This window comes from Lysobacter enzymogenes, assembly GCF_900106525.1.
Classification (GTDB): Bacteria; Pseudomonadota; Gammaproteobacteria; order Xanthomonadales; family Xanthomonadaceae; genus Lysobacter; species Lysobacter enzymogenes.
Window position 1 is genome coordinate 144,148 of record NZ_FNOG01000009.1, and the last position, 23,949, is coordinate 168,096.

General features: G+C 69.7%; 15 protein-coding genes and 2 pseudogenes. 6 read left to right on the forward strand and 11 right to left on the reverse strand.

Annotation, left to right across the window (positions count from 1 at the left end):
- Positions 1 to 229: 229 nt before the first annotated feature.
- The 4 genes from BLU84_RS20945 to BLU84_RS27320 form a co-directional block, all read right to left on the reverse strand.
- Positions 230 to 580 carry an EF-hand domain-containing protein gene (locus BLU84_RS20945; protein WP_074871724.1) on the reverse strand — a complete coding sequence of 117 codons (351 nt, stop codon included), beginning with the start codon at positions 578 to 580 and terminating at the stop codon, positions 230 to 232.
- 96 nt (positions 581 to 676) lie between these two features.
- Positions 677 to 850, reverse strand: coding sequence for a hypothetical protein (locus BLU84_RS27315; RefSeq protein WP_170849215.1), 174 nt, complete (start codon positions 848 to 850; stop codon positions 677 to 679).
- A 381-nt stretch (positions 851 to 1,231) separates the two neighbouring features.
- Positions 1,232 to 2,437: a DesA family fatty acid desaturase gene (locus tag BLU84_RS20950; RefSeq protein ID WP_074871726.1), complete on the reverse strand. Its 1,206-nt coding sequence runs from the start codon at positions 2,435 to 2,437 to the stop codon at positions 1,232 to 1,234.
- Positions 2,438 to 2,781: 344 nt separating this feature from the next.
- Positions 2,782 to 3,558 carry a CHAD domain-containing protein gene (locus BLU84_RS27320; RefSeq protein ID WP_170849216.1) on the reverse strand — a complete coding sequence of 259 codons (777 nt, stop codon included), beginning with the start codon at positions 3,556 to 3,558 and terminating at the stop codon, positions 2,782 to 2,784.
- 266 nt (positions 3,559 to 3,824) lie between these two features.
- Here BLU84_RS27320 and mutM point away from each other — a divergent pair, with 266 nt between their 5' ends.
- The 3 genes from mutM to BLU84_RS20970 all read left to right on the forward strand — a co-directional run bounded on the left by mutM (position 3,825) and on the right by BLU84_RS20970 (position 8,407).
- Positions 3,825 to 4,637, forward strand: coding sequence for a bifunctional DNA-formamidopyrimidine glycosylase/DNA-(apurinic or apyrimidinic site) lyase (gene mutM / locus BLU84_RS20960; protein WP_074871730.1), 813 nt, complete (start codon positions 3,825 to 3,827; stop codon positions 4,635 to 4,637).
- A gap of 250 nt (positions 4,638 to 4,887) precedes the next feature.
- A complete protein-coding gene (locus tag BLU84_RS20965; protein WP_074871731.1) occupies positions 4,888 to 5,460 on the forward strand; it encodes an ECF-type sigma factor in 573 nt (190 codons plus the stop codon).
- A gap of 247 nt (positions 5,461 to 5,707) precedes the next feature.
- Entirely contained in the window at positions 5,708 to 8,407 is a 2,700-nt protein-coding gene (locus tag BLU84_RS20970; RefSeq protein ID WP_170849217.1) for a serine/threonine-protein kinase, read from the forward strand.
- A 15-nt stretch (positions 8,408 to 8,422) separates the two neighbouring features.
- Here the strand turns inward: BLU84_RS20970 and BLU84_RS20975 are convergent, their stop codons facing one another.
- The 5 genes and pseudogenes from BLU84_RS20975 to BLU84_RS28850 all read right to left on the reverse strand — a co-directional run.
- Positions 8,423 to 8,899: a hypothetical protein gene (locus BLU84_RS20975; protein ID WP_074871736.1), complete on the reverse strand. Its 477-nt coding sequence runs from the start codon at positions 8,897 to 8,899 to the stop codon at positions 8,423 to 8,425.
- 11 nt (positions 8,900 to 8,910) lie between these two features.
- Positions 8,911 to 9,465, reverse strand: a complete 555-nt coding sequence (locus BLU84_RS20980) for a DinB family protein (RefSeq protein ID WP_074871739.1) — start codon at positions 9,463 to 9,465, stop codon at positions 8,911 to 8,913.
- A 32-nt stretch (positions 9,466 to 9,497) separates the two neighbouring features.
- Positions 9,498 to 13,394, reverse strand: a complete 3,897-nt coding sequence (locus BLU84_RS20985; protein WP_074871741.1) for a translocation/assembly module TamB domain-containing protein — start codon at positions 13,392 to 13,394, stop codon at positions 9,498 to 9,500.
- Positions 13,395 to 13,421: 27 nt separating this feature from the next.
- Positions 13,422 to 14,924: pseudogene (locus tag BLU84_RS20990) on the reverse strand (autotransporter assembly complex protein TamA); the annotation flags it as partial.
- A gap of 126 nt (positions 14,925 to 15,050) precedes the next feature.
- Positions 15,051 to 15,341: pseudogene (locus tag BLU84_RS28850) on the reverse strand (POTRA domain-containing protein); the annotation flags it as partial.
- Positions 15,342 to 15,876: 535 nt separating this feature from the next.
- Here BLU84_RS28850 and BLU84_RS20995 point away from each other — a divergent pair.
- Positions 15,877 to 18,774, forward strand: a complete 2,898-nt coding sequence (locus tag BLU84_RS20995) for a TonB-dependent receptor (RefSeq protein WP_170849218.1) — start codon at positions 15,877 to 15,879, stop codon at positions 18,772 to 18,774.
- Between the two features lie 182 nt (positions 18,775 to 18,956).
- On the opposite strand, the gene glyS is transcribed toward BLU84_RS20995, so the two are convergent.
- Together glyS and glyQ are read right to left on the reverse strand one after the other, a co-directional pair.
- The gene (glyS, locus tag BLU84_RS21000; protein ID WP_074871750.1) at positions 18,957 to 21,044 is read right to left on the reverse strand and encodes a glycine--tRNA ligase subunit beta; all 2,088 of its coding nucleotides are present in this window, start codon (positions 21,042 to 21,044) and stop codon (positions 18,957 to 18,959) included.
- A 117-nt stretch (positions 21,045 to 21,161) separates the two neighbouring features.
- The gene (gene glyQ, locus BLU84_RS21005) at positions 21,162 to 22,097 is read right to left on the reverse strand and encodes a glycine--tRNA ligase subunit alpha (RefSeq protein ID WP_074871752.1); all 936 of its coding nucleotides are present in this window, start codon (positions 22,095 to 22,097) and stop codon (positions 21,162 to 21,164) included.
- A gap of 119 nt (positions 22,098 to 22,216) precedes the next feature.
- Here glyQ and BLU84_RS21010 point away from each other — a divergent pair, with 119 nt between their 5' ends.
- Entirely contained in the window at positions 22,217 to 22,942 is a 726-nt protein-coding gene (locus tag BLU84_RS21010) for a glutamine amidotransferase (protein ID WP_074871754.1), read from the forward strand.
- A gap of 87 nt (positions 22,943 to 23,029) precedes the next feature.
- Positions 23,030 to 23,947 carry a hypothetical protein gene (locus tag BLU84_RS21015; RefSeq protein WP_074871757.1) on the forward strand — a complete coding sequence of 306 codons (918 nt, stop codon included), beginning with the start codon at positions 23,030 to 23,032 and terminating at the stop codon, positions 23,945 to 23,947.
- Positions 23,948 to 23,949 lie beyond the last annotated feature (2 nt).

Sequence of the window (23,949 nt, forward strand, 5' to 3'; positions counted from 1 at the left end):
GACTAGGTACCACGGCGCTCGCCGCCGCGGCAATTGCGCAATGCGGGCGTTGCGACGCGGCTGGCGCTTGCGGTGGGATGTCGGGCGCATCCGGCTCGCTGCGCAGCGTTCGGTTTCTCCCTGTAGGAGCGGCGCGAGCCGCGACCGCGACATCGCGCTTGCGACGCGACCGGCTACCCCGCAGTCGCGGCTCGCGCCGCTCCTACAGGAGGCATCCGCGGCTGCGTTATCACTGCGGCGGCGACGCCAGTTCGCGCGCGTCGAGGAAGCCGTCGTGGTTGCGGTCCTGCCGGGCGAAGCGCTCGGCCAGGGTCTTGCGGTGCTGCTCGCGGGTCAGCGACGCGCGCGCGCCGCGGCCGCTGGCGGGCTGTTCGGAGGCGTCGAGCACGCCGTCGTGGTTGGCGTCCATCGCGTCGAAGGCGTAGCTGAGCCAGTCCTGGTACTCGCTCAGCGAGACCCGGCCGTCGCGGTCGGCGTCCATGCGCGCGAGATAGTCGCCGGTGGAGGTCACCTCCTGCGCCGCGGCCGGCAGGCCGCAACATAGCGACACGAGAAGGGCGAACGGAAACGAACGGCGCATGCGCGCTCCGCGGCGGGGGATGCGCGCAGCCTGCCGCGCGCGGGCGCGGCGGGCAAGTGCGCGGCCGGCGCGCAGGCGCCGGCCGCGCGGGGCGCCTCAGCTGTCGTCCTGGCAACAGGCGAAGCGGTTGCCGCCGAACTGGCAGCCGGACTTGGGCGCGCAGCCCTCGGCGTACTTGGTGTCGGCCTGGGCGGCGCCGAAACCGATGCCGGCGGCGAACAGCGCCACCAGCGCCAGGGCCTTGAAGCGCTTGCTGCGGAACGTCTTCATCGTGCTCTCTCCTTACGCATGCGCTCGCCGGCGCCGCTCCGTGGCGCGCAGTCGCGGTCGCGGATGGGCGATTCGTCCTTGAACGCGAACCGAGCGGGCGGAAAGCGCACGGGCGCGCCTGCGCGACAGCGCGGGCGGCGGGGTTCGGGCAGGCGATAGGCTCGAGCACGCGCCACCTCCGTGTGCGGCGCGGCCGGACGGCGGCGCCGGATTCCATGCCCGGCGACGCTACGCCGGCGCCGCGGGCCGCGCAACGGGCGGCGCGAGCGGCGAAGCCACCGCCGTCTCATTCCCGCATCGGCGCGCGTCGTACAAAAGAAAACCCGCGCCGGAGCGCGGGTTTTTTGGGTGCGGCGCAGGCGCGCGGATCGATAGCGCGACTCAGTAGCGCGCCGGCGCCAGCGCATAGCCCTTGAGCCGCGCGGAGAACGCCTGCAGCGACTGGATGCCGCTGGCTTCGGCCTCCACGCACCAGGCGTGCAGGCGCTGCAGCGTGGCCTGGGCGTCGTGCGAACGATCGTCCAGCACCTGCGCCAGGCGCTGGCGGAAATCGGCCAGCTGGGCCATGCGCGGACGCTCCTCGACCCAGTGCTGCAAGCGCGCGCGGGCGCCGTCGTCGAGCCAGCGGCCGCCGTCGGCCAGGCCCTTGCGCAGGCGCCGCGGCAGCGCGCGCATGCGGTCGCCGGCGTGGGCGGCCTCTTCGCGCAGGGTCGGCAGGGTGACGTTGCGGTAGAAATCGGTCATCGCCTGGAAGCGGATCGCCAGCAGCGCCTTGAGCGTTTCGCCGTCGGGCATGGCGATGTTCGGGCGCACGTCGAGCGTCGGCGCGACCCGCAGCACCTTGGCCAGGCGCAGCGCGGCCAGGCCGCGGATCGCGGTCCAGCCGATGTCGAACTCCCACTTGCGCAGGGCGAACTTGGCCGAGCTGGGGAACGCGTGGTGGTTGTTGTGCAGCTCTTCGCCGCCGATCCAGAAGCCCCACGGGGTGAGGTTGGTGGCGGTGTCGGTGGTTTCGAAATTGCGGTAGCCCCACCAATGGCCCAGGCCGTTGACCACGCCGGCGGCCCAGAACGGGATCCACGCCATCTGCAGCGCCCAGATCGCCACGCCGGCGAAGCCGAACAAGGCGAAGCTCGCGAACAGCAGCACCACCGGGCCCATCGTCGCCCACGGGGTATAGAGCTTGCGTTCGATCCAGTCGTCCGGGCAGCCCTTGCCGTACTTCTCGATGTCCTCGCGCTCGCTGCGGGCCTGGCGGTAGAGCTCGACGCCGCGCCACATCACCGTGTCGATGCCCTTGAACTGCGGGCTGTGCGGGTCGTCCTCGGTCTCGCACTTGGCGTGGTGCTTGCGATGGATCGCCGCCCACTCCTTGGTGATCATCGAGGTGGTCAGCCAAGTCCAGAAGCGGAAGAAATGCGCGAGCACCGGATGGAAGTCGACCGAGCGGTGCGCCATCGAGCGGTGCAGGTACAACGTCACCGACAAGATGGTGAGCTGGGTCACCACCAGCAAGTAGACGACCAATTCCCAGAAGCTGGCCTGGGCCAGGCCTCCGGCGAGGAAATCGATCAGGGACGCGGGCATTGCGAACTCCGGGAGCGGCGCCGGCAGGGGACGCCTGGGGGTGGCGGGCAATTAAAGGACACTTGTATAGCCGATGATGCCACTTCGGCTCCACCGTTCGCGCCGGTATGGCCGGCCTGAGGTTGTGATGGGGTTTTGAGTTCGAACGGGCAAGCCCGCGCGAAGCGGGCAGGACGGGCCGGTTCAGGCGCGGCGGGCGTGTTCAGGATTCGGGGATGGCGGCGCGGCGGGTGGGTTCGCGGTCGCGGCTTGCGCCGCTCCTACAGGTGGTGGTCGTGGCTTCGATTCCGACTGTAGGAGCGGCGCAAGCCGCGACCGCGCCACTCCGACTACGGCGCCACCGCCTACTCCGGCGCCTCGATCCGCTCCCGCGCCTGCGCCAGCTGCGCCCGCGCGAACGCCTTCAGCGCGCCGCGGTCGGCCTTGGCGAACGGCGAGCCCTTGCCGCAATGCTCCAGCAGCAGGGTCAGGTCCTGCGCCTCGCCCAGGCGTTCGATCTGGTGCTTGTCGAACTTCGGCGCGTCCGCGCCCAGCCGCGCGCTCTTGAGCGCGCGCTGCTGCTGCGACAGCCGCCGCGCGCGCCGGCGCCATTCGTGCCAATGCTCGTCGTCGCCGCTGGCGCGGGCGCGATCGCCGGCGCGCTGCATCCGCTCCAGGCTCGCGGCGACCGCGCCGCGCCAGTGTTGCGGCTGCAGTTCCGCCCACGGCAGCGCGCGCAGCGCAGCGCGCAGCACCCGCAGCAGGGCGCGGCGGCGGCCCAGGCCCGGGTCGTCGGCGCGCGCGGCGTGCGCGGCCTGGGCGCGCGCGGCGGCGGCGGCGCGACGCGCGCGCGTCAGCAGGGTTCGAGAGTCCGGCGTCAGCGCGGCGCCGCGCAGCACCCGGTCGAGGGTTTCCACCAAGGCATGGGCGTCGCGCAGCGGCGACAGGTCGCGGTTGAGGTCGCGCAGCGCGCGGTCGATCAGCTGCGTGCCCGGCCCCAGGCCGTGCGCGCCCAACGCCAGGGTGGCGCGGGCGCGGCGCAGGCATTTGCGCGCCAGGTGCACGCCGGCGTGCAGGCGGTTGCCGCCCCAGCCCAGCGCGTCCAGGGCCTGGTCGATCTCGCCGCTGGCGTAGGCGCGCAAGCGTTGGCCGGGCGGCCGCGGCGCCGGTTCCGTGGCCGCATCGGCAGGGTGGGCGCGCAGGGATGAAGACGACGGCGGCGGCGCGAGCGGTTCGCCGTCGTCGCGACTTCGCGCGCGGCGCCTCGCGCCGGCCGTACGCCCCGCGGGCGCGGGCGCGGCGGACTCGACGGCTTCGGCAACGGCTTCGGCGGACTGCGGCATGACGCACTCCTGGATTCGCGCCAGCGCTGCGAGCGCCGGCCCGAACGGGATAGTACGCTGGGCGCATGCCTGAATTACCTGAAGTCGAAACCACCCGGCGCGGCCTGGCGCCGCACCTGGAAGGCCGTCACGTCGTCACTGCGATCCTGCGCCGGCCGGACCTGCGCTGGCCGATTCCGGCGGCGATCGAGGAGACCCTGCCCGGCCAGCGCATCGACGCGGTGCGCCGGCGCGCCAAGTACTTGCTGATCGACACCGCCGCCGGCAGCGCCGTGCTGCATCTGGGCATGTCCGGCAGCCTGCGCGTGCTGCCGGCCGACACGCCGGTGCGCGACCACGACCACGTCGACCTGCTGCTCGACGACGACCGCGTGCTGCGCTTCAACGACCCGCGCCGGTTCGGCTGCCTGCTGTGGCAAGCGCCCGGCGAAACCCACGAATTGCTGCGCGAACTGGGCCCGGAACCGCTGTCGGACGCGTTCGACGGCGACTACCTGTTCCAGCTCAGCCGCGGCCGCAAGGCGCCGGTGAAAACGTTTTTGATGGATCAGAAAGTCGTCGTCGGCGTCGGCAACATCTACGCCGCCGAAGCGCTGTTCGCCGCCGGCGTGTCGCCGCTGCGCGCGGCCGGCAAGGTCTCGCGCGAGCGCTACGCCGAGCTGGCCGGCGCGATCAAGGCGATCCTGGGCTACGCGATCCAGCGCGGCGGCACCACCTTGCGCGACTTCATCAGCCCCGACGGCGCGCCGGGCTATTTCGAGCAGGAACTGGCCGCCTACGGCCGCGGCGGCGAGCCCTGCCCGCGCTGCGGGCGGCCGCTCAAGCAGGCCAGCATCGGCCAGCGCACCACAGTCTGGTGCGGCCACTGCCAACGCTGAATGCGGCTTTGGCGCGATCGCGCCGTCTGCGCGCCTGTCCGGATCTGCACGTGCTTGCCGTTCATCGCAGCGGGGCGCCGCCGTGTCATCGCGACGGCGCCTCGCGCGTTAGCGCGGCGGGGAGTTTCGTGTGCATCGAAGCTGCCTCGGAAAGCAGGCCATTGCTGCATTCCGACGCAGGTTTGCTGCCACCTGTGTCGCTTCCAAGCCAAGCTGAACGCGCTATAGTCTGGTCCGAACCGGGGGCGACATGGCCGAAAGCGCTGACATCACGATCCTGTTGGACGCCGCTCGCGAAGGCGATCGCGGCGCCCTCGACCGCGTGCTCGCCACGCTGTACCAGGAGCTGCACACGATGGCGCGGCGCCAGCTCGCCGGCCAGCACGGCCAGACTCTGGACGCCACCGCGCTGGTGCACGAGGCCTATCTGAAACTGGTCGGCCGGCGCGAAGCGCAGTTCGACGATCGCGCGCATTTCTTCGCCTATGCCGCCTCCGCCATGCGCAGCGTGGTGGTCGATTACGCGCGTCAGCGCCTGGCGCAAAAACGCGGCGGCGACCTGCACCGGGTGACCGAACTGCCCGACGACGTCGAAGGCGGCCTGCGCCTGGACGAGGACACCCTCGGCCTGGATTCGGCCCTGACCAAGCTCGCCGCGGTCGACCAGCGCCTGGCCCAGGTGGTGGAACTGCGCTACTTCGCCGGCCTGTCGGAACTGGAAATCGCCGCGCTCCTGCAACGTTCCGAGCGCAGCATCCGCCGCGACTGGCAGAAGGCGCGGCTGTTCCTGCTGGCCTCGCTGCAGGACGAACCCAGCCGCTGAGCGCGCCTGCGCCGCGCCCCGCGCGGCGCGCGCACGCAGGGAATGCGCAACGCCATGATCGTCATCGCCGTCGCTGCATCGCCGTTCTTCGCCGCCGTCCGCGCGCGGGCGGGCGGCTGAGGCGATGGACGCCGAACGCTGGCTGCGACTTTCGCCGCTGCTCGATGCGCTGCTCGAGTTGGAGCCTGACGCTCGCGCCGAGCGTCTTCGCGAGTTAGGCGCGGACGATCCGTCGCTGGCGGCGGAGTTGACTGAGCTTATTGGCCTGGAAGACGGCCACGAAGACTTCCTGTCCGAACCCTTGGTGACGCCGCAGCAATCGGGCATGCGCCCCGGCGTGGAAGTGGGCACTTACCGGCTGGAGAGCCTGCTCGGCGAAGGCGGCATGGGCCAGGTGTGGCTGGCCTCGCGCGCCGACGGCCTGTACCAGCGCCGGGTCGCGCTGAAGCTGCTGCGCCCGGGCCTGACCGACACCAACCTGCGCACCCGCTTCACCCGCGAGCGGCAGATCCTCGCGCGCCTGGCGCATCCCTACATCGCCCGCCTGCTCGACGCCGGCGTGACCCGCGACGGCCTGCCCTACCTGGCGCTGGAATACGTCGAAGGCGAGCCGATCACCGACTACTGCCGCAACCAACGCACGCCGCTGGACAAGCGCCTGCGCATGTTCCAGCAGATCTGCGATGCGGTCAGCCACGCCCACGCCAACCTGATCGTCCACCGCGACCTCAAGCCGTCCAACATCCTGGTGACGCCGGCCGGCGACGTGCGCCTGCTCGATTTCGGCATCGCCAAGCTGCTCGACAGCAACGACGTGCCGCTGCCCGACCAGACCCGCACCGGCGCGCGCGCCTTCACCCTCCACTACGCGGCACCCGAACAGGTGCGCGGCGAGCCGGTCACCACCATGACCGACGTGTATTCGCTCGGCGTGGTGCTGTACGAACTGCTCACCGATTCCAAGCCCTACAAGCTCAAGCGCCAGACCGACGCGGAATGGGAAGAGGCGATCCTCGCCGCCGATCCGCTCAAACCTTCGCAAGCGGTGCTGCGCTACGCCGACGCCAACGACCCCGAGCTCGATCCCGGCTCGCTGCGCCGGCTCGGCAAGCAGCTCGCCGGCGACCTCGACAACATCGTGCTCAAGACCCTGGCCAAGCGCCCGGAGCAGCGCTATCCCTCGGTGGAAGCGCTGTCGCTGGACCTGCAGCGCTTCGAAGCCGGGCGCCCGGTGCTGGCGCGCGCGCAGAGCGTGCGCTACCGGGTCAACAAATACATGGCGCGCCATCGCTGGGCGCTGGCCACCGCCGGCCTGGTGGCGGTGGTGCTGAGCGCCTCGCTCGGCGTGGTCGCGTGGCAGGCGCGCGAAGCGGTGGCCGAGGCGGCGCGCGCGCAGGCGATGCAGGACTTCATGGTCGGCCTGTTCGAAAGCGCGCGCGGCACGCCGGAAGGCGAAGCGCTGGACCTGCGCGGGCTGCTCGACGCCTCGGTGGCGCGCGGCAATCGCGAACTGGCGCGGCAACCGCGCGCGCGCGCCGAACTGTTCGGCGTGATCGCACGCATGCGCACCGGGCTTGGCGATTACCACGAAGCGCGCGGCCTGCTCGAACGCCAGGCCCAGGTGATCGCTTCCACCGACGACATCCCCGACAGCCTGCGCCTGGAATCGCTGAACCAGCGCGGCAAGGTGCTGCGGCTGCTGAACCAGCCGCGCGACTGCGCCGCGCTGATGCAGCCCGCGCTCGACCTGGCCCGGCGCGAACAGGCGCAGCTGCCGCTGCAGACCAGCGAGTTCTATTCCGAACTCGGCCGCTGCCGCCGCGCCAACGGCGAACGCCAGGGCGCGCGTCAGTTGTTCGAACGCTCGCTGGCGGTGCGCCGCGAGATGCGCGAGAACACCGACGTGGGCGAAGTGGAAAACCTCATGGACCTCGCCGGCCTGCAAGCCGACGCCGGCCAGAGCCGCGAGGCGCTGCTCGGCTTCGAACAAGCGCGGCGCAAGCTGCAACAGAGCGTCGGCGACCGCCATCCGCTGCAGGTCGAGATCGGCCGCAACCTGGCCCAACTGCGGCGCGGCCTGGGCCAGCTCGGCGACGCCGAGCGCGACGCCAGCGACGCGCTGGCGATCGCGCTGGAGGTCAACGGCGCCCAGCACCCGGCCACCCTGGACGTGCGCCGGCAACTGGTCGCGCTGCATATCGACCAGGGCCAGTACGCGCTGGCGCAGAAGGAACTGCAACTGATCGGAGGCTTGCTCGTCCAGCGCCACGGCCCGGACGATGCGGAACTGACCGACGTGCACCACGCGCTCGGCGTGGTCGCCTGGGAACGCGGCGATCTGGATCGCTCGCTGAGCGAATTCGAACGCGCACTGCAGACCGCCCACCGCGAACGCCGCCCCGCCGCGCTGGCCGCGCTGATGAGCGACCAGTCGCTGGTGCTGCGCGAAGCCGGCCGCGGCGCGCAGGCGCGCGAACAGCTGGAGCAGGCGCGGCGCCTGCGCATCCGCCAGGACGGCGCCGATTCCGGCCCGGTCGGCGAAACCGAGCGCCTGCTCGGCGACACCGAACTCGCCCTGGGCGCGCGCGACAGCGCCGCGCAACGCCTGCAGCGCGCGCTCGCGCTGACCCGCAAGGCCTACGGCGAACGCGACCCGCGCACGCGCGCGGCCGAACTCTCGCTCTCGCGTCTGCAAGCCGCCGGCGGCGACGCCGCCGCGCTGTCGCACCTGGACTCGCTGGCGGAACTGCCGATCAACGACGAAGCCCTGCGCAAACTCGGCTGGCGCGCCCAGGCCTACGCCGCGCAACTGCGCTGCGCCGGCAACCAGCGCGGCCAGGCGCGCGCGCGCCTGGACGGCCTGCTGCGCAGCATCGGCGAGGCGCGCCCGGACGGGAGCGAGGTGTTGCGCGAGGTGCAGGCGATTCGGGAGGGGTGTGCGGGGTGAGCGTTCCGCAAGCGCTCAAGGGCCCGCGCAGTAATAGTCGCTGTGCTTTTGGTTACTCCAGTACAACGAAAGCTGATAGATCGTCTCGGCCTTCTCCTCCTGCAACACCTCCACGCTCAGGTGCACGCGCTGACGGCAGAACACGATGGCGACGGCGCGACTCTCCATTTGCCGCCAACCTTGCGCGGCGAGCGTCCGCGAATAGTCTTCGAACAGCTCCGCCCGCGATCGCGGGATTGAATAGGTTTGATCCAAACCGGTCAGGATCTCCTTATCGAGACCGCTGGTCGGGCCCACGGCGCGAGCGCCGTCGGGAACTGCGAGACCGTCGAACTGCGCGCGCAATGCGACCACCGTCCACTTGGGCGAACTCTCGTCGAGGTAGTCCCCGCGCCACCACGTCGCGATCCCGATGGCGAACATCGCCGCGACCAGCGCGTACTTGATGCCTTCGAGGATTTTCGGCTCGAGGCGTTCGAAGATTCCAGGCATGTCGTCCTCAATTATCGACTCGGATCGACGGTCTGCCGCGCCAGGATCAATTCCAGCAGATCGGTCCCGCCCACATCCTCGCCCGCCTGGGTCAGCAGCGTGGTGACCTGACCGCGGTGATGGGTCTGGTGGTTGAAGAAGTGCATCAGCAGCAGGCCGAACGGCTGCCGCCACAGCGCGCCCTTGGTGTTGGTGTAGGCCAGCACGTGATCGAGGTCGGTCTCGCTCACCTCGCCGGCCCAGTCCGCGATCGTCGCGTCGAGCCGTTCGCGCGCGGCGCGCAGCGCCGGCAGCGTGTCGTGCTGGACCGCGCGCAGGTCGGTCGGCGCGGGTTGTCCGCGCAACGGTTCCAACGCGGCGAAACGCGCGGGATGCTCGGCGAAGCGGCGCAGCCAGATCCGGTCGGCCACCATCAAGTGATTGAGCGTGCCCAGGATCGAGCCGAAGAACGCGCCGCGATCCTGCGTCACCGCATCCGCCGGCAGCCGCGCTGCGGCAGCGTAGACGCGCTGGTTCATCCAGCGGTTGTAGTCGGCCATCAGGCGGGTGTGTTCGAGCAGGTTCATGCCGGGCTCTCCATCGATGCCGCTTGCGCGCCTTATTTTTCCTTGCGCCAGTTCACCGACGCGCGATTCTCCAGCGTGCTCGACTCGATTTCGATGTCGAAGCCCTTGCGCAGCAGGTACTTCAGCGTCAGCACCTGGCCGGTGCCGAGCAGCGAGACGCCGTAGCCGACATATAACCGCGGCGAGAGGTACTTGCCCACGCCCAGCACCGAACCGCCGAGCGCACGGCTTTCCATCACGCCCGCATCGTCCAGGCCGATCTTGGCGCCGAGCTGCGAGGCCAGCAGGCCGCCGCCGGCCGACAGCGCGGCGCTGGCGGCGTTGAGCTGCTTGCTCTCGTCGCCGGTCACCGACGACAGCGGACGGCCCAGGGCCAGATAGGCCAGCGCTTCGGATTGCGAGCTGGCCGGATCCGTCCACACGTTGACCTGCGGCGCGCTGACCCGGCCGCTGATGTCGACGCCGGCCTTGACCGCGCCGACTTCGCGCTCGGCGCGCACATCCAGGATCGGGTCGGACACCGGGCCGTTGTTCCAGGCCAGATTGCCGCGGCTGATCTGCAGCTTCTGCCCGTACGCCTCGTAACGCCCTTCCACGCTCAGCGCGCCGCTCGCGGTCATCTCGCGGCCGGGCCGCGAGCGCACCCGCATCTGTCCGCCGAGCTTGCCGTCCAGGCCGAAGCCCTTGAGCTTGACGTCGTCGCCGACGGCCAGAGTGAGATCGAGTTCCAGCGGCGAGGCGCCGGTGTCTTCCGGGTTCGCCGGATCGAGCACGACCACGTCCTCGGACACCGACACGCCCTGGTCCAGGCGCTCCAGGTCGATGCGCGCCGACGGAATGGTGACCTTGCCGCTGACGTTGAGCGGCTGCTTGGCCGCGTAGCGCACGGTGAGCTCGGGATTGGCGACCGCGCGCAGGTCGCGCGTGTCGGACGCCAGCACGTTGGTGCCGCGGATGTTGAGCACCAGCGGCGTGTCGTCGCCCTGCCAGCCCAGGCTGCCGTCGACGTTGAGCGTGCCCTCGCCCGAGCGCACGCTTCCGGCGATGCGCGCGCTGCCGTCGGGCTGCGCGTCCAGGCGCACGTCGCCCTGCTGCAGCACGATGCCCAGCGACGGCACCTCGGTGGTGAACTGCGACAGCCGCGCCTGGCCGCTCAACAGCGGCTTGCTGCGCGTGCCGGCCAGGCCGATGCGGCCTTCCAGCTTGCCCTTGGGCTCGACGATGTCGGGCGAGAACAGCTCGATCCAGGTCAGCTCGTCGGTGTCCACCGCGATGTTGCCCGACAGCGGCGCATAGGCGTCCCAACCGGTGTTGAGCGTGGCCTCGATGCGGCCGTCGTCGTTGAAGCCCGAACGCAGTTCGGCGTTGAGCTTCTGGGTGTCGAAGCTGGCCTTGAGCGAGAGCGCGTTGTAGCGCACCAACTCGCGTCGCGCGCGTTCGCTGAATTTCAAACCGCCGCCGGCCGAGGCGAGGTTGAAGGTGCCGCGCCAGCCCTTGCCGGCCGGACGCAGCTCGCCGTCGAGCGCGATCTCGCCGCGCAGGATCCACGGCCGCTTGTCGCTGCGCTCGGGCAAATACGGCTGCGCCAGCAGCAGCGGCAAGCCATGACCCTTGAGCTCGACGCCGCGGCGCGGCCAGTCGGCCGTCGCGCACAACGAACCGCCGCTGCTGGAAACCAGGCAGGCGTCGTTGAAGCCGCCGCTGTTGCCGTCCCAGCGGAACGGCGCGGCCTGCTGCAAGCGCCAGCTGGCGCCCTTGCTCGGCGCCAGCTGCAGCGACGCCAGCGCGCCCGACCAGACGTTGCCGCGCTTGTCGGCGTGGCCGGACAGATCCAGGTTGGCCACGTCGCTGCGCGCCTGCGCCTGCAGTTGCAGCGCTTCCACCGCGCCTTGCGCGTCCAGGCTCAGCGCCGACAAGGCGATGCCGGCGTTGAGGTCGCTGGCGCGCACCGCCAGCTGGCCGCCGCGGCCGCGCCACGGCAGCTTGCCCTTGGCGCTGAAACTGGCGGCGCGGTAGTCGCCGTACTGGATGCCGCTGCCGGTGAGGTCGGCGTCCAGGCTCGGCGCGTCCGCCGCGCCGGTGAGCTTGAGCGTGCCGTTGAGGCTGCCGGTGGCGCTGGGCAACAGGTCGTTCAATTGCAGCGGCGCGAACTTCGCATCGACGTCGATGCTCTGCGCGTACTTGCCCTTGGCCTCGAGCTTGCTGCCGCCCAGGCTCAGCGCGACCTCGCCTTCGAACGCATCGCCGCTGGCGCCGGTGGCGGCGCCGTGCATGACGAAGCGGCCGCGGCCGCCGAGCGCGCGCTCGCGCAGGCGCCCGCCGAGTTGTTCGGCGCTGGCCTGGATCTCCAGGCCGCCGTCGTCGCGGGTGCTGCCGGTGCTGGCCAGCTTGCCGTCGATGGCGCCCTTGAACTGCGGCGCGAAGTAACCCGGATCGAAGCCCGACAGCGCGGCCTTGAGATCCCAAGCCAGCTTCGGCGCCCAGGCGACTTCGCCGCTGGCGTCGAGCAGGCCGGTCGGCATCTTGGCCTTGAGCGACTGCAGGGTCATGCGCTGGTCGTTGCCGCGGCCGTCGAATTCGACCGTCGCCGCTTGCTTGTCGCGCACCAGCTTGGCCGTGCCGATCGCCGCCCATTGCTTGACCGTGCCGGCGAAGCCGAGGTCTGCGGTTTCCAGGGTCACCGCCGGCGTGGCCGGCGTCTGCGCCGCCTGCGAGGGTTTGGCCACCGACTTGAGCGTGGTCGGCGGCGCCTTGCCGCCCCAGCTCAGGCCGCGCGCGTTGATCGAGAACTTGAACTGGCCGTTGTCGGCATCGGTGAAATCGGCGTGGCCGCGCAGCGTGGCGGTGCCGTCGAACAGGCGCAGCGCCAGCGGCTGCACGTCCAGCACTTGTTCCTTCAGCGACAGCTTCGACGGCAGCACCGTCACCGCCAGATCGCCCTGGCGGAACTCACCTTCCAGCGCGGCGATGCCGCCGGTGCCTTGCGCGTCGAAACGCAGCGCCATCGGCGCGTCGCTGGGCTTGGCCTGCGGCGAGGTCAGCAGGCCGATGTCGAGCGCGTCGGCCTTGGCGTGCAGGCCCCAGTCCGGCGCTTGCTCTTTGCCGCGCAGGGTCAGGGTGATGCGCACCGGTCCCGGCGCCGCGCCGGCCAGGGCCACGTCCATGCGCGACAGGTCGCCGCGCGCGATCAGGCCCAGCCGCGGCGGCGTGCGCCCGGGCGCGCTCGGCAGCACCGCGGTGACGGTGAGGTCGGATTTGAAATCCTTGCTCGGCTGGTAGTCGCCGTGCGCGGTGAAGCGGCCGCGGTCGGTGTCGGCGACGAGCTTTTCCACGTGCAGCTTGCCCGACTGCGCGTCGAGCCCGGCGCGCAGTTGGCGGATGTCGATCAGGTGTTCGCCGGCCTGAGCGATCTTGAAGCCGTCGATGCGCACGTCGTCGGCCTGCAGCGCCAGCGGCGGCTCGATCTGCGGCAGCACGTCGGGCCAGCGCGGCAGTTCGAACGGCTCATCGCTCTTTTCGATATCGAGCGTCGCGCCCTCGACCTGGATCGCGTCCAGGCGCAGCTTGCGGCCCAGCAGCGGGCGCAGCGCCGGCTCCAGATAGATGCGCTGCGCGGTGAACACGGTCTTCTTGTAGGCGAAGCGCACCCCGCGCAGGGTCAGCGGACCCGACAACGGGCCTTCGGCGGACTTCCAGGTGAAGCTCGAGTCGGCCGGCAGGCGCGCGACGATCTGCGCCAGCAGCACATCGCGGCCGGCGATGGTGGCGATCAGCCAATACGCCGCGAACGCGATCAGCAAGGTCAGCACCGCCGCGGCGATGCTGCTGCGCCAGGCCCAGCGCTTGGCGGCGGCGCGGCGCCGGCGGCGGCGTTCGAGCAGCAACTCCTGCGCGGTGGGGGGCGGCGGCGGCGGGGGCGTGTCGCTCATTTGCGGCGTAGGAGTCCTGTGCGCGCCTTACAGGTCGGCGCCGATGTTGAGGTAGATCTGGAAACCCGAATCCGGATCGTCGAGGCCGCGCGCGATGTCCACGCGCAGCGGCCCCACCGGCGAGCGCCAGCGCACGCCGACGCCTACGCCGGTGCGCATCTTCAGCTCGCCCGGCGCGTCGAACGCGCTGCCGCTGTCGACGAACACCGCGCCGCCCCAGCTGTCGTTGAAGTACTGCTCGTACTCGACGCTGCTGGTAATCACGTTCTTGGCGCCCAGCGCGTAGGCCTTGCGGCCTTCCGCCGGCGGGATGCGCGGGCCGACTTCGCGCCATTCGTAACCGCGGATGCTGCGGTCGCCGCCGGCGTAGAAGCGCAGCGACGGCGGCATGTCGGTCAGCGAATTGGTGAAGGTGTGGCCGACTTCGCCGCGCGCGATCAAGCGGCTGCGCTCGCCCAGGCCCTTGAACCAGCGGCCGGTGACGTGGGCCTGGATGAAGTTGGCGTCCGAGCCCAGGCTTTCCAGGCCGCCGCGCAGCATGCCGGTGGCGCTGATGCCGCTGCGCGGATAGAGCTTGTCGTCGACGTCGACGTATTCGGCGCGCAGCGACGGATAGAAGAACGTCGCGGTGCGGTAGAACTTCGGCGTGTCCGGGTCGTTGTCGTTTTCGTCGTAATACGCCCAGCGCTCGCTCAAGCCGTGCAGCGAGGCGGTCGCGGTCCAGTGCTGGTTGATCTTGCCGCTGCGGCTGGCGACCAGTTCGATCCGGCGCGAATCGATGTAGTCGGTCTGCTCGTCGCTGCCCTGCAGGCTGAAGGTGTACCAGCCATCGAGCCAGGCGAAAGCGGGGATGCGGTACTGCAAGGTCGCGGTCTTGCGCCGCTGGGCGAAGTCGACCTGGGCCAGCGCCTTGTGGCCGCGGTCGTTGACGTAGCGCCGCTCCACGCCCAGGCGCACACCGGCGCCGCTGTCGGTGCCGTAGCTGACGCCGGCGGTGTAGATGCTGCGCTTGGCCGGGGTCAGGTTGACCTTGACCGGCACCTGCCCGTCCACCGCCTGGTCCGGCAGCGGTTCGATGTCGATGGTGGAGAAGTAGTCCAGCCGCGCCAGCGATTCGCGGAAGCGGTCGAGCTTGCCCTGGTGGTAGTAGCTGCCCTGCTCCCAATACACCAGCTTCTGCAGCAGGCTGTCGCGGATGATGCGCTTGGGCGTCTGCTCAAACGCGATCGGGCCCATGTCGTAGCGCTGGCCGCTGGTCCAGACCAAGTCAATGTCGGCCGCGTGTTGCGCGCGCGTCACTTCCACCCGCCGCGAAGAGAAATCAGCGTCGAAGTAGCCACGTTCCGCGAGCCTGCGGCTGATCTTGGTCTTGCTGGCCTCGTAAGCCGCGTGATCGAACACCTGGTCCGGCCCGGGCCGGAACGCGGCCAGGTCCTGCTTGAGATAGCGATCGTCGCTACCGGCGCCGACCACGGCGATGTCCGAGCGCCGCACCTTGACCGGCTCGCCCTTGTCGACGCTGATCGTCACCGAGATCGGCGGCGAGGCCGCCCGCGCCGGGGCGGCGGCGGCGGCCGAGTCGGCGGCGGAGGCGTCGCCGGCCGCGTCGTCGCGCTCGCCGGGCGCGTTGGGGGCATCGGCGCCGGCGGCCGGGGACGTCACCCGGTCGCCGCGCGAGTCCACTACGGTGATCGTCGGCGCGTAGTAGCCGAACGGCTCCAACGCCTCGCGGGTCTCGTTCTCGGCCTCGCGCAGCAGGTAGCCCAGGCGGCGCCCGGAGACCTCCTTACCGATGCTGTCCACCAGCGACAGCGACACCCGCACGTTGTGGGTCATCGCCTCGTCCAGGCCGTGGATTTCGACTTTGTCGACTTTGGCCGCCTGAGCCGCGCCGGCGGCCCCGAGGCTCAAGGCGCCGGCGAGAAAGAGACGGGGAATCAATGGCATAGCTCGCAGAATAACCGGTAACGGCTTGTATTGCTTACGAAAATTCGGGGTGCGCGTTCAGATTAACGGCAGCGCAGTCAACGCCGCGCAAGTGCGGCGGCGGCGCGCACTGACCGGGCCAGCGCCGGCCTCAGGTCGCCCCGATCGGCCGGCGCTGCCCGGCCGCTTGCCGATCCCGGCCCACCGCTTTCCCCGCGCTCAGCCCCGGCTTTGCCGTTTCTGGCCGCATCGCACAGCCGCCCCGGGCCGGTTACACAAGCCCTGGAGGCAGGCCTAAATGAATCAATGAGATAGCCCGCACAGTTCGCACTAACGGCTTGTCTTGCTTACAAAAATTCAATTGACAGGTTTCAGGTTAATTGCACTCAGCGTTAAGAAGACGTAATTTCGGTGTCAGGGGAAACTGATCGGTCGTGCAGGGGGCTGCGGACCGATCTCTCGGGGTCTCTCCTAAATAACGATCACCCACCCTCTTCCAGCAAGGAAGTTTTTAGGTAGGGAAGCAATGTCACTGCACATTCCAGGAGTCCACTTCGTGAACAGAAAGCATCTCACCGTCGCGGTGTGCACCGCGTTGGTCGGCATGGCCGCGCCTGCGTACGCGCAAGAGCAGGCCGCCTCGAATTCGGGCGAAGCCATCACCAAGATCGAAACGGTCACCGTAACCGGTTCGCGCATCTCCAACCCGAACGTGGTCTCCGCGCAGCCGGTCAGCGTGCTGACCGCCGAGGACATCAAGGCCACCGGCGCGGTCAACATCGGCGACGTGCTGACCACGATGCCGGCGCTGGCGACCTCCTTCACCATGGGCAACTCCGGCCGCTTCATCGGCACCGCCGGCATCTCCATGCAGGATCTGCGCAACCTCGGCACCCAGCGCACGCTGGTGCTGGTCAACGGCCGCCGCATGGTCGGCGCCATGGCCGGCGACACCGCGGTCGACACCAACCTGATCCCGGCCGACTGGATCGAGCGCGTGGAAATCATCACCGGCGGCGCGTCGGCGGTGTACGGCGCCGACGCGGTCTCCGGCGTGATCAACTTCATCCTGAAGAAGAAGTACGAAGGCGTGAACCTGCACGCCCAGTACGGCAGCAGCCAGCACGGCAGCTTCGGCAAGTCGCTGTTCGCGGTCACCGCCGGCACCAACTTCGCCGACGACCGCGGCAACATCGCCGCCTCGCTTGAGCACGCGCGCCAGGATGCGCTGGAATTCCGCGACCGCTTCGGCAACGAAGACCTGGTCACGATCAACACCCCGGGCGGCAAGTACGCGCGTTCGTACTTCAAGAACGGCGGCTCCTACGAGTTCACCACCGGTGGCGTGTTCTCGCGCACCGGCAGCTTCAGCAACCCGGCCAACCTGTACGTGTTCAATCCGGACGGCACCTACCGTCCGCTGCGCATCGACGGCCTGCGCGACACCGGCCGCCGCCGCTGCACCGATTGCGACCACAACGACAGCAACCGCGCCAACCAGCTGCAGCCCAAGTACGACCGCACCACGTTCAACACGGCCGGCAGCTTCGACATCAACGAGAACCACCGCCTGTACATGGAAGGTCTGTACAACCAGGCCAACTCCAAGTCGCTGGGCACCGCGGCGTTCAACACCTTCGGCACCTACGGCGGCCACTTCATCGATCCGGACAACGCCTACGTCTCGCCGGCGCTGAACGCGCTGACCGGCGGCCAGGGCTTCGTCGTTTCGCGCGACGACTTCGATTCGGGCCGTCGCGGCGAAGACACCAAGCGCAAGACCATGCGCCTGGTCCTCGGCGCCGAAGGCGTGCTGGGCAGCAAGGGCGACTGGCAGTACGACGCCTCGGTCAACTACGGCCGCACCCACGAGACCCGCGAGAACTTCAACAACCGCTACATGGAACGCTTCTACGCGGGCCTGGACGCGGTCGACAACGGTTCGGGCAAGATCGTCTGCCGCTCGCAGGTCGATCCGACCTCGGTCAACTCCAACCTCGGCACCACGATCTCCGCCGAGACCGCCGCCAGCTGTATTCCGTTCAAGATCTTCGGCGACGGCGCCATCAGCCAGGCCGCGCGCGACTGGTTCAACGTCACCACCAAGTCCAAGACCCGTCTGAGCCAGTTCGTGGCCGGCGGCTCGCTGGTCAACAACAACCTGTTCGAGCTGCCCGCCGGCCCGGTCAGCCTGGCCACCGGCCTGGAATACCGCCGCGAGACCAGCGAACAGATCAACGATCCGCTGGACAAGGCAGGCCTGACCTTCCTCAACGCCATCCCCGATTCGCGCGGCAGCTACAACGTGCGCGAGCTGTGGATCGAAACCGCGGTGCCGCTGCTGCACGATCTGCCGCTGATCAAGAACATGACCCTCGGCGGCGCGGTCCGTTTCTCGGACTACGACACAATCGGCAACACCCGCGCCTGGCGCTACAACCTGGACTGGGCGATCAACGACAGCCTGCGTCTGCGCGGTAACGCCTCCTCCGCGGTGCGCGCGCCGAACATCGGCGAACTGTTCGGCGGCCAGAGCCAGAACTTCCTGATCCTCGACGATCCCTGCGACGCGCAGCAGATCGGCCGCGGCAAGGATCCGGCCGTGCGCCGCGCCAACTGCGCCGCGCTGGGCCTGCCGGCCAACTTCACCGATCAGGTGACCGGCAGCAACGAAGGCCTGTCGGGCAGCAACCCGGACCTGGAACCGGAAACCGGCAAGACCTGGACCTACGGTTTCGTGTTCACCCCGACCTTCCTGGAAGGCTTCAGCCTCAACGTCGACTACTGGAAGATCAAGCTGCGCAACGCCATTTCCTCGCTCGACTTCGAGCAGATGGCCCAGCGCTGCGTCGATAACGTCGGCGGCATCAACAACACGTACTGCGCCAACGTGCAGCGCCGCGCCGACGGCCAGATCTCGTTCGTGACCGCGACCCTGCAGAACATCGCGGCGCGCGAGACCGACGGCATCGACATCGGCGCCAGCTACTCGCACGACTTCTACGGCGGCAAGATGTCCTGGCAGCTGGACGCCACCCGCACCCTGAACTACACCGACTATCCGTTCCAGACCTCGCCGGACGAGAAGGTGGAGTACCTGGGCGCGCTGGGCTATCCGAAGTGGAAGGCCGTCGCCAGCGTGAACTATAAACGCGACAACTGGGACGCTTCGTGGAGCACCCGCTTCGTCTCGGGCGTCGCCCGTCAGACCGACTGGGACACCTACAAGGCCGACCCGCTGTTCCTGGCTCCGGCCAAGGCCGGCTCGGGCACCGTGCACGACGTGCGCGTGAGCTACGACTTCGCCGACACCGGCTGGAACGTCTACGGCGGCATCACCAACCTGTTCGACTCCGATCCGCCGCTGGCGATGTACGGCAACACCTTCGGCTCCGGCGTGTACGACACCATCGGCCGCGCTTACTACCTGGGCGTCAACTACAAGTTCCGTTGATGCGTAGGTAACGGCGAGGGTTTTTCGCCGAAGCTGATGAAAGGAGGGCCGGCGCAAGCCGGCCCTCTTTTTTTATCCGTCGCCGGCCGGGCAGGCGGCGCGAGAGGCGGGGGATGATTTTGCAGGCGCGAAAAAAAGGCCGGCGAATGCCGGCCTTTTTGCTTGCGGCGCGATCGCCGCGATCAGATCGACAAATGCTCGATCGCCGCGACGCTGCCCAACCGGTCGGACAGGCGCTTGAGCAGGGCCAGGCGGTTGTTGCGCACCGCCGCGTCGTCGACGTTGACCATGACCTTGTCGAAGAACGCGTCCACCTGCGGCCGCAGCCGCGCCAGGCGGCCGAGCACGGCGACGTAGTCGCGCCCGGCCAGCAGCGGGTCGGTATCGGCGATGGCGGCGTCGACCGCTTCGGCCAGTTCGCGCTCGGCCGGTTCGGCGAACAGCGCCGGGTCGATGGCGTCGGGCACTTCGCCTTCGACCTTCTTGAGGATGTTGCGGCTGCGTTTGTTGGCGGCGGCGAGGGCTTCGGCTTCGGGGAGCTTGGCGAATTCGGCGATGGCGGTGAGGCGGCGGTCGAAGTCGAGCAGCGAGCCGTGGGCCACGGCGCTGACCGCTTCCAACTGCGCCATCGCGATGCCGCGCTCGCCGTAGTAGTTGCGCAGGCGGTCGTAGACGAATTCGCTCAGCTCGTTCAAGGCGTCCGCGTCGTCGCTGCCCGGCTTGCGCAACGGCTGCGACTTGATCGCCTCGTCCAGCAGCGCGCGCAGCGACAGGTCGAGCCCGCCTTCCAGCAAAGTACGCGCCAGACCCAACGCATTGCGCCGCAAGCTGAAAGGATCCTTGTTGCCAGTCGGCTTCAAGCCCGCAGCGAAGCCGCCCGCGAGCGTATCCAAGCGCTCGGCGATGGCGACCACGCGGCCCAGCGTCGACGGCGCGATCGCGTCGCCGGCGAAGCGCGGCATGTAGGCCTCGTCGATCGCATCGGCGACTTCCACGCTCTCGCCCGCCGCCTTGGCGTAATACCGCCCGGCGATGCCCTGCAGTTCCGGGAATTCGTTGACCATGCGCGATTGCAGGTCGTTCTTCGACAGCGCCGCGGCACGCTCGGCCTGCTGCGGGTCAGCGCCGGTCTGCGCGGCGATGGACTGCGCCAGCGCCGTCACCCGCGCGACCTTGTCGGCCACGCTGCCGAGCTTGTCCTGGTACTTGACCGTCTTGAGCCCCTCGCCCATCGACGTCAGGCCCTGCTTGAGGTCTTCGTCGAAGAAGAACTTGGCGTCGGCGAAGCGCGGGCGGATCACCCGCTCGTAGCCCTTGCGCACCTCACGCGGGTCGCGGCTTTCGATGTTGGCCACGCCGACGAAGCGCTCGGTCAGCTGCCCCGCGGCGTCGAGCACCGGGAAGAATTTCTGGTTGGCTTCCATCGTCGCGATCAGCGCTTCCTGCGGCACCGCGAGGAATTCGCGCTCGAAGCTGCAGGCCACCGCGACCGGCCATTCGGTCAGGCCGTTGACCTCTTCCAGGATGCCTTCGTCGATGCGCGCGCGGCCGCCGTCGGCGCTCGCCGCGGCTTCGACTTCGCGCACGATGCGCTCGCGGCGCTCGTCCGGATCGACCAGCACGCAGGCGCCGCGCAGCGATTCGACATAGTCCTGCGGCACCGAGAACCACACCGGCTTGTCGTGCATGAAGCGGTGGCCGCGGCTCATGCGGTCGCTGCTCACGCCCAGCACGTCGGCCGGCACCACGTCCTTGCCCAGCAGCAGCACCAGCCAATGCACCGGACGGGCGAAGCCGTAATCGTGGTCGCCCCAACGCATCGGCTTGGGAATCGGCATCGCCGCCAGCGCCTCGCGCACGACCTCGGCCAGCAGGCTGGCGGTGTCGGCGCCGGGCTTGACCGCGCGGTGGACGAAGCGCTCGCCCTTGGCGTCGCTGGTCTTGTCCAACTGCGTCCACTCGACCCCGGCCTTGGCCGCGAAGCCCTGCAGCGCCTTGGTCGGCTGGCCGTCGGCGTCGAGCGCGATGTTGAGGTAGGGGCCGAGCACTTCGCTGCGCTGTTCGGGCTGCTGGGTGTCGACCGCGCTCAGCAGCACGGCCAGGCGGCGCGGCGTGTACAGCGGCTTGGCGCCGTTGCGGTCGAAACCGATGCCGCGCTTGTGCAGGCCGTCGAGCACGCCGTCGAAGAAGGCCTGGGCCAGGCCCGGCAGCGCCTTGACCGGCAGTTCTTCGGTGCCCAGTTCGATCAGGAGGGGTTGGGTCGTGCTCATGCGGTGGCCTTTGCGGTGTCGCCGCGCGTCCTGCGGACGGCGCCGTGGAGTTTCTTGGTGTGCTTGTTGCCCTCACCCCAACCCCTCTCCCGCAGGCGGGCGAGGGGCTTCGGAGCGTCAGGCGGCTTCGGCTTTGCGCGCCTGCTTGAGGCCGGGGAAACCGAGCTTCTCGCGCTGCGCGAAGTAGGCCTCGGCCACGCCCTGGGCGATGCGGCGCACGCGCAGGATGTAGCGCTGGCGCTCGGTCACGCTGATCGCGCGGCGCGCGTCGAGCAGGTTGAAGCTGTGGCTGGCCTTGCACACCTGCTCGTAAGCGGGCAGCGGCAGGCCGAGCTCGATCAGCTTCTTGGCCTCGTCTTCGCAGGCGTCGAAGCGGTGGAACAGCTCGTCGACGTTGGCGTGTTCGAAGTTGTACTTGCTCTGCTCGACTTCGTTCTGGTGGTAGACGTCGCCGTAGGTCACCGGCGTGCCGTCCGGGCCGTAGGTCCAGATCAGGTCGTAGACGTTGTCGACGTTCTGCAGGTACATGCACAGGCGCTCGAGGCCGTAGGTGATCTCGCCGAGCACCGGCTTGCACTCCATGCCGCCGGCCTGCTGGAAGTAGGTGAACTGGGTCACTTCCATGCCGTTGAGCCAGACTTCCCAGCCCAGGCCCCAGGCGCCGAGCGTCGGCGATTCCCAGTTGTCCTCGACCAGGCGCAGGTCGTGCACGCGCGGGTCCACGCCCAGCGCCTTGAGCGAGTCGAAGTACAGCTCGACGATGTTGTCGGGGCTGGGCTTCATCGCCACCTGGTACTGGTAATAGCGCTGCAGGCGGTTGGGGTTCTCGCCGTAGCGGCCGTCGGTGGGACGGCGGCTGGGCTGGACGTAGGCGGCGTTCCACGGCTCCGGGCCGAGCGCGCGCAGGAAGGTGGCCGGGTGGAAGGTGCCGGCGCCGACCTCCAGGTCCAGCGGCTGGATCAGCACGCAGCCCTGCTCCGCCCAGTAGGCGTTCAGGCGCTGGATCATGCTCTGGAAGGTGATCGCGGTGGGCGGTGCGTCGGTCGCGCTCATGGTCTGGTCTGCGCTGCGGCAAAGCGGGTTAGTATAGCGGCGAGCCCTGTAATTTCAGGACTTTGCCCCCATTGTCGGTCCATTATTGGCGCTCCCCCCGCCGTGCCCGCCAACGCCCCGTGAAGCCGCCCTTCCTGATCCTCGAGACCGGCCAGCCGGTCCCCTCCATGCGCCGCCACCGCGGTTTTCCGCATTGGATCCGCGTCGCCGCCGGCTTGGGCCGGGACGAGGCGGTGGTGGTCAATGTCGAAGCCGGCGACGAACTGCCGGGCCGCGACGGTTTCGCCGGGGCCATCGTCACCGGTTCCGGCGCGATGGTCACCGACCGCGCCCAGTGGAGCGAACGCAGCGCGCAGTGGCTGCGCGACGCCGCCCACGCCGGGCTGCCGCTGTTCGGCATCTGCTACGGCCACCAATTGCTGGCGCATGCGCTCGGCGGCGAGGTCGGCAACCATCCGGGCGGGCGCGAGATGGGCACCGTGCATCTCGAACTGCATCCCACCGCCGCGGCCGACCCGCTGTTCGCCGGGCTGCCGGCCAGCTTTCCGGCCCAGGCCACCCATTTGCAGACGGTGCTGCGCGCGCCCGAGGGCGCGACCGTGCTGGCGCGCTCGCATCACGACGCCTGCCACGCCTTTCGCTGGGGCGAGCGCGCCTGGGGCGTGCAGTTCCACCCCGAATTCAGCGCCGGCCACATGCGCGGCTACGTGCGCGCGCGCCAGGACGCGCTGCGCAGCGAGGGCCTGTGCCCGCGCACGGTCGCGCGCGAGGTCAGCGCCGCGCCGCACGCGCGCCGGGTGCTGCGCCGGTTCGTTGGCCATGCGCGCGCATTGCACGGCCGTTGAGCGCGCCGATCCCGGCGCGTCCGCGCCGGCATGGCATTTTTCCGCCCGGGACGCCCTGCCCGGCACCGATCCGATGAGCCCGAACCGATGAGCCTGCCGATCCGCAAAGTGCCGCTGACCCACGGCGCGCAATGGCTGATGCGCGCGATCAACCTGGGCCGGCGCAACCCGCGCGCGATCTTCGGCGCGGCGCTGCTGCTGATCGCGGTGCTGTACCTGCTGATGGTCGTGTTCACCCTGCCGCTGCAGTTCGGCGAGGCGCCCGACTTCGAAACCGCGGTCACCACCGTAGCCCTGGCCGCGTTGGCCGCGGTGCTGATCCTGCCGGTGCTGCTGGGCGGGCTGATGCACGTGATCCGCGAGGCCGAGAACGGCCGGCCGACCCGCGCGCGCGACCTGTTCGCGCCGCTGCGCCTGCACAAGGCGCTGCCGTTGGCGCTGCTGGGCATGATCCAGATCGCTTTGGCGCTGATCTGCGGCTCGCTGCTGGTGTGGGCCACCGGCGCGGACTACTGGCCGCAGTACCAGGAGATGGTGCGCGGCGCGATCACCGGCCGCATCACCACCGTGCCCACCGCCGAGCAGCCGGCGCTGGTCGCGCTGGCGCAGCTGCTGTTCTATTACTTCAGCACCGCGGTGGTGCTGGTGTCGGTGCCGCAGATCATGTTCTCCGGGCTGGGCCTGTCGGATGCGGTCAAGCGCAGCTTCGGCGCGTCGCTGTGGAACCTGGGCGCGTACCTGTTCGCGACCATGCTGTTCATGCTCGGGGCGATGATCGCCGGGCTGATGGTCAGCATCGCCGCGCTGGTGGTGGCGATGCTCGGCGCGGCGGTGACGCCGATGCTCGGCCACCTGCTGGCGTGGCTGCTGTTCGCCGCCTACGGCACCGTGTTCCTGGTGGTGATGTGCGGCACCTGCTACTACGCCTGGAGCGATGTGTTCGCCGAGGACGGCGATGCCGCGGCGACGCCGGCGCCGGCGCAGCACGACCGGTTCGAAGCCTGACC

Excerpts from the sequence above, each read along its gene's own strand:
- BLU84_RS20945 (WP_074871724.1), bottom strand. The coding sequence starts at position 580 with ATGCGCCGTTCGTTTCCGTTCGCCCTTCTCGTGTCGCTATGTTGCGGC.
- BLU84_RS27315 (WP_170849215.1), bottom strand. The coding sequence starts at position 850 with ATGAAGACGTTCCGCAGCAAGCGCTTCAAGGCCCTGGCGCTGGTGGCG.
- BLU84_RS20950 (WP_074871726.1), bottom strand. The coding sequence starts at position 2,437 with ATGCCCGCGTCCCTGATCGATTTCCTCGCCGGAGGCCTGGCCCAGGCC.
- mutM (WP_074871730.1), top strand. The coding sequence starts at position 3,825 with ATGCCTGAATTACCTGAAGTCGAAACCACCCGGCGCGGCCTGGCGCCG.
- BLU84_RS20965 (WP_074871731.1), top strand. The coding sequence starts at position 4,888 with ATGGCCGAAAGCGCTGACATCACGATCCTGTTGGACGCCGCTCGCGAA.
- BLU84_RS20975 (WP_074871736.1), bottom strand. The coding sequence starts at position 8,899 with ATGCCTGGAATCTTCGAACGCCTCGAGCCGAAAATCCTCGAAGGCATC.
- BLU84_RS20980 (WP_074871739.1), bottom strand. The coding sequence starts at position 9,465 with ATGAACCTGCTCGAACACACCCGCCTGATGGCCGACTACAACCGCTGG.
- BLU84_RS20985 (WP_074871741.1), bottom strand. The coding sequence starts at position 13,394 with ATGAGCGACACGCCCCCGCCGCCGCCGCCCCCCACCGCGCAGGAGTTG.
- glyS (WP_074871750.1), bottom strand. The coding sequence starts at position 21,044 with ATGAGCACGACCCAACCCCTCCTGATCGAACTGGGCACCGAAGAACTG.
- glyQ (WP_074871752.1), bottom strand. The coding sequence starts at position 22,097 with ATGAGCGCGACCGACGCACCGCCCACCGCGATCACCTTCCAGAGCATG.
- BLU84_RS21015 (WP_074871757.1), top strand. The coding sequence starts at position 23,030 with ATGAGCCTGCCGATCCGCAAAGTGCCGCTGACCCACGGCGCGCAATGG.